Genomic DNA, 8,525 nt, shown 5'->3' with positions numbered 1-8,525 from the left:
TGGTTCGATCGTTCGGAATGCGAGTCCGCATCATAGAAGGACTCGCATTCCGAACGATCGAACCTAATTGATTGCGATCGCATACAAGCTTGGTCATTTCACATAACCGTTCTCGGCTTCACAAATATTTATGTCAAACAAATCCAGTCAACCGCCGCACAAATCCAATTTTGCAGTGGAATTGTTCAAGACAATTGGGTTGAGTCTATTTTTCGCCTTTGGAATTCGCACCTCTGTGGCGCAGTCGGTATTTATCGCATCGGGTTCGATGAAGCCAACCCTACAGATTGACGATCGACTAATTATCGATAAATTGAGCTATCATTTTCAAGAACCGCAGCGGGGCGACATTGTGGTATTTTCGCCACCAGAGTCAGCATTGGCGGTGTGCGGTTTGCGGTCAAATTTTGCCGATCCTTTTATCAAACGGGCGATCGGGCTACCGGGCGATCGCGTTGAGGTAAAATCAGGAAAAATCTATGTTAATGGACAACCTTTGCAAGAATCCTACCCTGCACAATCACCTTACTATAGCTGGGGCCCTGCGACAGTACCGCCTAAATCGTATTTGATGTTGGGGGATAATCGCAATCAAAGTTGTGATGGGCATTCTTGGGGATTTGTCCCGCGCGATCGTATTATTGGTAAGGCGATTGTGCGCTCTTGGCCGATCGATCGCCTGGGAAATCCTAACTGACATTTTGGTTGGTAGTAATGACTTTAGTCATCATTTTGTTTGTAGTTATGCAGAGGACTCGCATTCCGAACGATCGAACCTTTTCATGAATTTAAGGTTGGATGAAAACGCCGATCGCATTATGGACTCTGGCAGCAGTAGACGGCGGGCGATCGAGCAAACTGCCTCCCAAATACAAACTCGTCGAACTTCCCCCATCCAAGTTTAAAGCCTCCACAGCACCCATTTGCTGCAAAATCTGCGCCAGTTCCGCGAAATTTGGGCCGGCCCCGCCCGCGCGGTTGTGCACCGCTACGATTAGCAAATTCCCGGCAGCAGTTCGCCCGATCGCACTCCGAATCGCCGTCTGTCGAACGTAAGCATCGCTAAACCCTTCCGCCTTCGCATCCACAGCCACTCGACTGTTTTTTACCAACACCGGCCCGCCACCGAGAATGTAAGGAAAACGGTTGAAATCAGCCGGAATTGTGTTAGTTTCTAAACGCAATAAATTTCCTGCTACCAATTGGGATGCCGGAGACAAATCGGAACGCAAAGCTAAAATATAACCGTTTCCTGGAATTGGAAAATTGGTTTTTCCGGTCGCACCTCCGGGAGATTGGCTGATAACTCGATCGCCCGCAACTGTCACAACTATTTCATCGTCGGAAAACGGAGAATAAGTCGCTCCCCAATCAAGATTGTAACGACCGATTCCCGATTCTACGTAGGCACTATTTAACTGGGAAATAGATAAACGTTGATTCGCAGGAGTTATTAAAGTTTCTTGCAAAGTTAAACGATCGATCGCAAATTCGCCTCGATCGTTCCAAGCAATCGCCCCGCGGTTCAATATCGGCCCGGAAAGCCATTTAGTATCCCGCCGAATCGCACCTAAAGCTAGTCGATTGATGCGATTGAAAAATCCGGCATTAATTGCAGCAGCCGTTCCCGAAATCTCGGCTGTTTGCAATAAAGGTGCGCTGCCTTTTTCTGTCGGCGGATTGCTCAACAGCGGTCGAATTTTGATGCCGGATTGACGCGGATTTACTTCTAAGGAGTATACGGGGAAACGCGCTGTTCCTAGATTTTGATACTGCTGGCGCCATCGCACTCCGGCCGCCCAAGCAATGTCTTTTTCTACTAACGAGTCTGGGCGAATGTCGATTACTAATCGATGCGGATTTCCTAAACTGAAAACTTGCGGCCGCCAGCCTAAGGGAATTTGTACTTTGATTCTGGTTTGATTCCCCGCAGGTTCGACTTTGAGCGATCGCAATTGTTGACTGGTTGCAAAAATGCGATCGCCCAAAGTGCGATCGACTTGGGCATCGATCGCGATCGACCATTCTTGACTGGCGATCGCCTGTGCGGGTGCTAGCGGCTGCGAGAGCGCGGGTGTTGTCGGGTCGTCTGGTGTTTCGAGGTTTGGGGCTGCGGGGCTTATTTGCAGCGGGATAGCGGGTTTTGTGGGGTCGTCTGTTGGCGATGGGCTGGGTGTATCCACAAAGTTGACTTGCCACGGGGCGGCGCGATCGAGATCGAGAACAATGCGATCGCCCGTTTCTCTGGCTGCTTGCCGAATTCCGGTGACATTTGCAGTTTGAGTGGTGATTTTGAGAAGATTGTTGTCGATCGATATTTGCCAACCGGCAAGTTTAGCAAAATCGGTAATATCTAAGTAACGATACGCGCCAGTCGATCGCACTGTCAAACTTTGAGCATTAGTTAAAGATACGGCAAACCACTGCACTGGTTGTTTGGTACTGTCGGCTGTATTGAGCAAATCGACTCCGGCAGATTGCATTAAACCCACATCCGCAATCCAAGTTCGGAAATTAGTAGATGTGCTGTTTGTTGGCTGCTGAGTCCAAGCTAAGGGCAGAATTCTGCCGTTGAGAGAGACTTGGCGGCCTTGTCTAATTCTGGCAACTGGCGGTATAGATTGAGTCAAAAACCGATAGTCCGACAGGGAATGAATTCCCCCTCTTATAGCTGAAGTCCTCGGTCGAGGACTGTGGGTTGGCATTTGAGTCGGTTTTAACCGACTTTCGCTATCAGCCAGGGAATTCATTCCCTGGCGGGCTGTGGAAGCACGAATCAGCCCAGCTTTCTCCCCCTCCCCTGTGCTCTGACTCTTCGCCTCCTGAGCTCTCCCCGCCAGATTCGAGGCTGAGCTCAGGACGATCGCCAGTACGGGCGAAATCGACACTGACAATATCCAGGGCCAAACACTCGATCGCCGGATGTTAGCTGCTACTAGCCGTTTGTGTCTAATGTGCATTTTTTTATTTGGCAAACCTAAAACCATTAACCTTCAAAAATGCCTCATATACAGCACAAACGGTAAAAATTTAAAATTTTATTGGATAAACTTAATTTTTTCGGCTGTGTAGTTAGATGTAATTCAACTGCATAATATAAGGCAGGGTTTCATTGGTGGTGAACCGCGCTGCTACAATATTTCACCTACCGACTGAGCTGTTAGGTGGTTTTGTGTCTGCGGCCGCCAGCAAACACGGCTGCAAACCGCAGCCAGCAAAATAAAGCTAGAGTTACTATCTATCGATGTTCCCGGAACAGCTACCATTGCGGACTCAGCAAAACAAATCACAAAAAACTCGAAAAAAGCTCAAAAAACTCGATCGCCCGCAATGTATCGAGTTGCAGGGCGGCGATGTCTCCCAGGAGCGCTGATTTTTAACAGTAGGTATTCTGCGAGACATCTAGGCAATGATGCGATCGAGATAATTTAGAATCTGCAAACAGGGTTTCAATGTCAGGTACAGGCAGTGTCTACGTAAATTTTTATCAAATCAGCTTGCTATGTGCTGTTTTAAGATTTACTGGACTCCCACCGCTCGGCAGCATTCTCTCTCCGAGCTATAAAAACAAATCAACCACACAATCACAGAAATAACATTCAATCAACATGGGTAACACGATCGATCGAAACAGCAACGTGCATCAAACTGAGCGAGGAACTCCATTTGCCGGCCAAAACTGGTTAGTGGAAGAAAGAGATGCTTGCGGCGTGGGCTTTATTGCCAATCAAAGCGGCGAAGCTACCCACTCACTTATTCAAAAAGCCCTCCCAGCTTTAACTTGTCTGGAACATCGCGGCGGTTGTAGCGCAGACTCCGATTCCGGCGACGGCGCAGGTTTGATGACTGCAATTCCTTGGGAATTGTTGCATACTTGGTTTGCCGAACAGGGAATTGTCCCTCCACCACAGGAACACTGCGGTGTGGGAATGCTGTTTCTGTCTCAAGATGAAACTCAAGCGCAGACAGCGCGGCAGGTGGTTGAGCAAGTTATGGTCGATCGCGGTTTCACTGTGGTGGGATGGCGGAAAGTTCCCGTTGTACCGTCGGTTTTGGGCCCGCAAGCGCGCGAAAATCAACCTCAAATCGAACAAGTAATCGTAAGTTCACCAAACTTAGCCGGAGACGATCTCGACAGACAGTTATTTCTCGCCCGCCGCACCATCGGACACTCACTATCTGACCGGCCAGGCTTCACTCGCCAAGAATTTTATAGTTGCTCTTTTTCCTGCCGCACGATCGTCTATAAAGGTATGGTGCGATCGGCGGTACTCGCAGAATTTTACCTCGACCTCAAAAATCCCGCTTATAAAAGCGCCTTTGCCGTCTATCACCGCCGCTTCAGCACCAACACCATGCCCCGCTGGCACCTCGCCCAACCGATGCGCTTGCTGGGACACAACGGTGAAATTAACACGCTGTTGGGCAATATTACTTGGATGACGGCGCGCCAAGCCAATTTATCTCACCCGAATTGGAGTCAAGCGGACATCGACACGTTTAACCCGATTGTCAATTCCGAAAGCAGCGATTCGGCAAACTTGGACAACGTGATGGAAATGTTGGTGCACTCCGGCCGCAGTCCCCTGGAATCCCTGACAATTATGGTGCCCGAAGCTTATAAAAATCAGCCGGATTTGGCGACATATCCCGAAATTGTCGATTTTTACGAATATTACAGCGGTATTCAAGAACCTTGGGACGGCCCGGCGCTGCTGGTATTCAGCGATGGCAAGCAAGTAGGTGCTACGCTCGATCGCAACGGTTTGCGTCCGGCCCGCTACTGCATTACTAAAGACGGCTTGGTAATTGTCGCCTCCGAAGCCGGAGTTGTCGATATTCCTGAAGCAGATATCGTCGAAAAAGGCCGCTTGGGGCCCGGACAAATGATTGCAGTGGACTTGCAAACCAAGGAAATTCTCAAAAATTGGCAGCTAAAACAGCGGATTGCGAAGCGCCACCCCTACGGCGAATGGCTGAAACAAAACCGCGAAACCTTGCAACCGCAGCCTTTTGCGGAAACCGCCACCCTGGAATCGCAAGCGCTGTTAGGCACCCAAACTGCTTTCGGCTACACCGCTGAAGATTTGGATATGGTAATTGTGGAAATGGCAAGTTCTGGAAAAGAACCGACTTTCTGCATGGGCGATGATATCCCCTTAGCTGTGTTGTCAGAAAAGCCTCAGTTACTTTATAACTATTTCAAACAGCGGTTCGCTCAAGTGACAAATCCGCCGATCGACCCTTTGCGCGAGGGAATGGTGATGTCGCTGACGATGAATGTGGGTTTGCGGGGCAATTTACTGCAAGCAACACCGGAAAATGCCAAGCTGCTAAAAATTGATTCCCCCGTACTCAACGACGCTGAACTGTCTTTCTTGAAAGACCAAAAGTCTTTCCCCGCAACGCAACTGTCAACTCTTTACAAAATTTCTGCCGGGCCTGCTGGTTTGCAACGCGCAGTCGAGCAACTTTGTCAAGATGCTGTGGATGCAGTGCGCGACGGTTCGAGAATTCTGATTTTGAGCGATCGACCATCGCAGGAAAAAGGCGAATCTGCTGTTGGTTTGAGTGATGAATGTACTTACATTCCCCCCTTGCTAGCACTTGGTGCAGTTCACCACCACTTAATTAGCGTCGGGATGCGGATGCAAACTTCGCTGGTTGTGGATACAGCCCAATGTTGGAGCACTCACCACTTCGCGTGTTTGATCGGTTACGGCGCCGTGGCTGTTTGCCCTTATTTGGCACTGGAAAGCGTGCGCGGCTGGTGGTTTGACACCAAAACTCAAAACTTGATGGAACACGGCAAAGTTCCCAAGATTACCGTTACTGAAGCTCAAGCTAAATATCGCACAGCGGTAGAAAACGGCTTGCTGAAAATCATGTCGAAAATGGGGATTTCGCTGCTGTCTAGCTATCAAGGCGCGCAAATCTTTGAGGCGATCGGCATTGGCGCCGATCTGCTCGATTTGGGCTTCAAAGGCACTGTGTCTCGAATCGGCGGTTTGACTATCGCTGAACTCGCTCACGAGGTAATGTCTTTCCACTCTCAGGCTTTCCCCGAATTGCTGCTGAAAAAGCTGGAAAACTTCGGCTTCGTGCAGTACCGGCGCGGTGGCGAATATCACATGAACAGCCCGGAAATGGCAAAGGCTTTGCACAAGGCTGTGACTACTTTTAAGGCTCACAGTAACGGTAACGGCAACGGGGCCGAACCAAAAATGGAACCAATTGGTTCCAAAAATTCTGTCTCTCCCGCGAGCGGGGACGCTCGCACTGAAGCAAAAACGGCTTACGATCACTACGAAGTCTACAAAAAACAGCTAGAAAACCGCCCTGTTACGGCTTTACGAGATTTGCTCGACTTTGCTAGCGATCGCCCTTCCATTCCCATCGAAGAAGTCGAATCTGTAGCAGATGTTGTCAAACGCTTCGCCACCGGCGGAATGTCTCTCGGCGCTTTGTCCCCGGAAGCCCACGAAACTTTGGCGATCGCGATGAACCGCATCGGCGGCAAATCCAACTCCGGCGAAGGCGGCGAAGACCCGATTCGATACAATGTGCTGAACGATGTGAGCGCAGCCGGCTTCTCACAAACCCTACCTCACTTAAAAGGTTTGCAGAACGGCGATACAGCCTGTTCGTCAATCAAACAGGTAGCTTCAGGACGTTTCGGCGTGACTCCCGAGTACCTGATGAGCGCCCGACAAATCGAAATTAAAGTCGCACAAGGTGCGAAACCGGGTGAAGGCGGTCAATTGCCGGGGCCGAAAGTGAGCGAGTACATTGCTTATTTACGCCGATCGAAACCGGGTGTCACTTTGATTTCTCCTCCTCCCCACCACGACATTTATTCGATCGAGGATTTGGCGCAGTTGATTTTTGACTTGCATCAAATCAATCCGAAAGCGGGTGTTTCGGTGAAGTTGGTATCGGAAGTCGGTATCGGGACTGTAGCAGCGGGCGTTGCGAAGGCCAATGCCGATGTAATTCAAATTTCCGGCCACGACGGCGGCACTGGTGCGTCTCCACTTAGTTCGATCAAGCACGCAGGTTCTCCGTGGGAACTCGGATTGACCGAAGTTCACCGAGTGCTGATTGAGAACAAATTGCGCGATCGAGTTTTGCTCCGCGTTGACGGCGGCTTTAAAACAGGTTGGGACGTAATTATCGGCGCTTTAATGGGTGGCGAAGAGTACGGTTTCGGCACGGTAGCAATGATTGCCGAAGGCTGCATAATGGCTCGCGTTTGCCACATGAATAGTTGTCCTGTGGGCGTGACAACTCAACAGGAACACTTGCGGAAACGCTTCCCCGGAACGCCGGAACACGTGGTTAATTTCTTCTATTTCGTAGCAGAAGAAGTGCGGAGTTTGTTGGCGAAGTTGGGTTATAAATCGATCGCAGATATCATCGGCCGCGCGGATTTGCTGAAGATGCGCGAAGGGGTGAAACTAACTAAAACTCAAGCGATTAATTTGGATTGTTTGACGAAGTTACCGGATACTAAGGGCGATCGATCTTTCTTAGTCCACGGCGACATTCACAGCAACGGGCCTGTGTTAGACGATGATTTGTTGGCGGATGCCGAGATTCAAAGTGCGATCGCCAATCACGGCACTGTCAGCAAGAGCGTAAAATTGGTAAATACCGATCGCACTGTGGGAGCGCGTTTATCAGGTGCGATCGCACTGCAACACGGCAACACCGGCTTTAGCGGTGAGATCGTCCTCAACTGCACAGGTAGCGCGGGCCAAAGCTTCGGCGCGTTCAATTTACCGGGAATGACGCTGCGACTGTCTGGCCAAGCTAACGACTACGTTGGTAAAGGAATGCACGGTGGCGAAATTGCGATCGAACCGCCCGTTGATGCGACGTATGATGCTGCCGAAAATGCGATCGTCGGTAACACTTGCTTGTACGGCGCGACGGGCGGAACCCTGTTAGCTGCGGGTAAAGCAGGCGAACGGTTTGCAGTGCGCAACTCAATGGCGAAAGCAGTCATTGAAGGTGCGGGCGATCACTGCTGCGAGTACATGACAGGCGGCGTCATTGTCGTCCTAGGAAAAGTCGGCCGCAACGTCGGCGCTGGAATGACTGGCGGCTTGGGTTATTTCCTCGATGAAGATGGCAATTTCCCGGCGCACGTCAACGGAGAGATTGTGAAGATGCAGCGAGTTTCTACGGCCGCTGGCGAGGCGCAGTTGAAAGAGTTGATCGAGATGCAGCGCGATCGAACTAACAGCAAAAAAGCCGCGAAGATTCTCGCAAATTGGTCAGAATACTTGCCGAAGTTCTGGCAAGTTGTGCCGCCAAGTGAAGCAAATTCGCCGGAGGCTTCGGAACAAAAGATTGCTGTAGAAGCGTAATTTTGGAATTGATTAAATAGAAAAAGGGCGACGCGAGTTGCCCCTTTTTTTTTGCACCCACGAGACGGTTTGATCGTTCGGACTTCATATCAAATCCTCTCTTCATCGTCCTGTATTAATCTCTCTCTTCTCTTCCTTTGCGTCCTTTGCGCC

3 protein-coding genes are annotated in these 8,525 nt (G+C 50.2%); 2 read left to right on the top strand and 1 reads right to left on the bottom strand.

Annotated elements, in window-relative coordinates:
• Nucleotides 1-130: 130 nt before the first annotated feature.
• Nucleotides 131-697, top strand: a complete 567-nt coding sequence (gene lepB, locus QT974_RS26975) for a signal peptidase I (protein ID WP_333471482.1) — start codon at nt 131-133, stop codon at nt 695-697.
• A 91-nt stretch (nt 698-788) separates the two neighbouring features.
• Here the strand turns inward: lepB and QT974_RS26970 are convergent, their stop codons facing one another.
• On the bottom strand, nt 789-2,960 hold the full coding sequence (locus QT974_RS26970) for a phosphodiester glycosidase family protein (protein ID WP_333471481.1): 2,172 nt from the start codon (nt 2,958-2,960) through the stop codon (nt 789-791).
• Between the two features lie 648 nt (nt 2,961-3,608).
• On the opposite strand from QT974_RS26970, the gene QT974_RS26965 reads away from it, so the two are divergent.
• On the top strand, nt 3,609-8,372 hold the full coding sequence (locus tag QT974_RS26965; protein ID WP_333471480.1) for a glutamate synthase-related protein: 4,764 nt from the start codon (nt 3,609-3,611) through the stop codon (nt 8,370-8,372).
• The last annotated feature ends 153 nt before the right edge of the window (nt 8,373-8,525 follow it).

Origin of the sequence: Microcoleus sp. BM001215392, assembly GCF_036700185.1 — a bacterium.
Classification (GTDB): Bacteria; Cyanobacteriota; Cyanobacteriia; order Cyanobacteriales; family Microcoleaceae; genus Microcoleus.
Note: the sequence above shows the minus strand (reverse complement) of the source record. Positions and strands in the feature narration are given on the sequence as shown.

Bases quoted from the DNA above. Each gene is read 5' to 3' on its own strand.
- QT974_RS26965 (WP_333471480.1), top strand. From the start codon at position 3,609: ATGGGTAACACGATCGATCGAAACAGCAACGTGCATCAAACTGAGCGA.
- QT974_RS26970 (WP_333471481.1), bottom strand. From the start codon at position 2,960: ATGCACATTAGACACAAACGGCTAGTAGCAGCTAACATCCGGCGATCG.
- lepB (WP_333471482.1), top strand. From the start codon at position 131: ATGTCAAACAAATCCAGTCAACCGCCGCACAAATCCAATTTTGCAGTG.